Source organism: Vibrio sp. 10N.239.312.C11, assembly GCF_041466065.1.
Taxonomy (GTDB): Bacteria; Pseudomonadota; Gammaproteobacteria; order Enterobacterales; family Vibrionaceae; genus Vibrio; species Vibrio tasmaniensis_A.
This window is the reverse complement of sequence record NZ_JBFSRZ010000121.1, coordinates 1-2,358: the sequence shown is the minus strand read 5'-3', so window position 1 is coordinate 2,358 and position 2,358 is coordinate 1. Positions and strand designations below refer to the sequence as shown.

At 43.3% G+C, this 2,358-nt stretch carries 3 protein-coding genes and 1 pseudogene; 2 read left to right on the top strand and 2 right to left on the bottom strand.

Annotated features, from left to right (window positions below):
• The first annotated feature begins 325 nt into the window (after positions 1–325).
• Together AB6D07_RS22840 and AB6D07_RS22835 are read left to right on the top strand one after the other, a co-directional pair.
• A complete protein-coding gene (locus AB6D07_RS22840) occupies positions 326–748 on the top strand; it encodes a phage protein (protein WP_017102132.1) in 423 nt (140 codons plus the stop codon).
• Between the two features lie 62 nt (positions 749–810).
• Positions 811–1,542: a hypothetical protein gene (locus AB6D07_RS22835; protein WP_017102028.1), complete on the top strand. Its 732-nt coding sequence runs from the start codon at positions 811–813 to the stop codon at positions 1,540–1,542.
• Between the two features lie 53 nt (positions 1,543–1,595).
• Here AB6D07_RS22835 and AB6D07_RS22830 read toward each other — a convergent pair whose 3' ends face one another.
• Both AB6D07_RS22830 and AB6D07_RS22825 read right to left on the bottom strand, forming a co-directional pair.
• Complete coding sequence (locus AB6D07_RS22830; RefSeq protein ID WP_017102131.1) at positions 1,596–2,039, bottom strand: hypothetical protein; 444 nt, start codon at positions 2,037–2,039, stop codon at positions 1,596–1,598.
• 130 nt (positions 2,040–2,169) lie between these two features.
• Positions 2,170–2,358 (bottom strand): annotated as a pseudogene (locus tag AB6D07_RS22825) (hypothetical protein); the annotation flags it as partial.

The following is a 2,358-nucleotide window of genomic DNA, read 5'->3' as shown; positions in this document are numbered from 1 at the left end:
CAAAGGTGACATTTCTATTTGGGAGAAAAGAGGACATTTTAAAATGGGATTGACAAAGGCTGTGCGTAAAATCTGAGAGTATTCAGTACCTTAGCAATTGCAGATTTTGCGTACACGCGTGCTATAGACGCTTGAAATTCAAAATGTTTCCACATAAATACGATCATTAATTAGTTTTCGTCCTTCAATTTTGCGTTATACCTAGTTTTCGTCACTGTTCTTTTTTCCGGTTTGACGACAAGTTTCATCGAATTCACCGATGGACATCGTGTTTTGTCATCGAAAAAAGAATTCGACGGATGTTTGATAACTTGAAGGAGATCACATGCTCACTCCCCGTTTTGCCGATCTATTGAATCGCTACTTCGACGACATTCATGAAGCCGCCGCGTATTTTTACGTTCAACCGATCACGATCAAGCGTTGGCTGTCTGGCGCGGTCCCGGTCAATCCACTGGCCGAAAAATTGATGAACATTCACGCCCGTGGCTACTTACCGTTGGATCATCGCTGGAACGGATTTCGAATCAACGTTGACCGTGCGATCCTCATTACCCCCGAAGATCGGGAATTCAATCCCAAGGAATTGCTCAGTTTTGCGTACTGGCGTGACGAGCACCGGCAACTGGTTGAGCGCCACGGCAAAATTGAGTCCCCGAAATACTATCCGGCTAAAGAGCATCCCTTGCCATTTCGTGGCGGTCGTTGCATGCCGCCTAAGCCCTGGATCCCGGCCAAATTCAAATAATGGTGCAATTCAGAGCAACAACCCTCGAGATAAGCTTCTTTAATCTAGGAACGTAAAACGTCATGACAACGATAATAGCCAGCCCGAACATTTTCATCGCGGGTGACGCCATGTGGACTAGCCAAGTCAGCGGTTTGGAAGTCGACTGTGAGACGCGCAAACATATCGTGTGTCTCGAGCAAGTGATCTTTTTTTCGGGTGATGAGCACCCTATTATCCTCGCGCAAGCCGTGCTTCTGGCCCTCATTTCTGACGAGGAATACATTCAATTAGCCCAAGCGCTCGACGAACGCGATGAGATTGGCTTGATTGCGGTAACGGAAAACACCGGTGCGCTGATAGACATGCCCATCGGCAACAACGCGACCACCGGAGAGCTGGTGTTTACTGGCTCTGGGGGCTTCCATGCGGCCACGTTTTATCAAGATCTCGACAGATTATCTTGCCTGTTAACAAGAATAGATACAGCGATGACGATGGCGTTCCACGTCGACGAGCAATCCGGCAACGGGATCCACAAGAAGGTGTGGCCTCAGCGCTACGACAACTTGTGTTATACTGACACCAGTTACCGAGAATACATCGGGGCTAAAATTGAAGAATATCACGAGTTCATCGCCGAATGGGCCTTAATGGAGGGCGACAACATGGCAGCACAACTTCCCCGCTCTACAAATCGCACAGCGCCGGCACCAAACGCGCCCAAAGCGACCCCAGAGCGCATGAAAGCAATACTCGACGCGATAAGAAAAAACCAGAAGAAACAAACTGAGAAACAAGAAGAAAGTGCCTAAAACAGAGGCGCCTGAACAGTACGTAGGTCATGTTCAGGCGCTTGTTATGTGACCTAATTTTTGACAACTATCTTAAGCTTTTTATCTATTAGTGTTACCCCTGCATGAGTCACTGATATGTTTCCATCAGAATCAGTCCTCGGAGTCATCAATATACTACATTCACTTCCATCATTATTGAGAAGGCTAGCGGAAATAGAAGGTGATTGACCTTTTTTATGTTCGCTATTTTTTATCTCAAAACGATAATATTTATGACCATCTTGTTTTCTTTCTTCAAAATCATCGGAACCTAGTAATATTATATATGGCTTAAGTTTTAGAAACTTTAATACAGCGAAAGAAATACTCAAAACAGCTGCGATAATCTTTAGGAAAATGACCACATAATTTAATGCGCCTTCTCCAATGACCGATTCCAGTTCTTTTAAGACAGAAGCAATGGCACCGAATATAACAGCTACAATAAACATCCAATCAATTTCATCTAAATTCATTTATTCTCCTTTACACCACCAAATCCAAGGTTCCATTATGCACATAGCCCCGCCTTAAACATTAAGGCTAATTCGAGCCAAAATTTCCATAGTCGAATCGTTTGTTATATTTATTCTCTTTTGATACGAACTATAAATTACCAATTATTTTTTGAATTTCATCTGGATTTAAGTAGCTATTATTAACTTTACCTTCAATCAAAAAACCGTCTGCTAATATTTGGGATAATTTTTGAACAGACTTTTCATTAAAGAGCTTCGGATAGAGGCTTTGTTGCGTAATTAAATTTAAAGATAGAACAACCCCGTTTCGCGTATT

Excerpts from the sequence above, each read along its gene's own strand:
- AB6D07_RS22830 (WP_017102131.1), bottom strand. The coding sequence starts at position 2,039 with ATGAATTTAGATGAAATTGATTGGATGTTTATTGTAGCTGTTATATTC.
- AB6D07_RS22840 (WP_017102132.1), top strand. The coding sequence starts at position 326 with ATGCTCACTCCCCGTTTTGCCGATCTATTGAATCGCTACTTCGACGAC.
- AB6D07_RS22835 (WP_017102028.1), top strand. The coding sequence starts at position 811 with ATGACAACGATAATAGCCAGCCCGAACATTTTCATCGCGGGTGACGCC.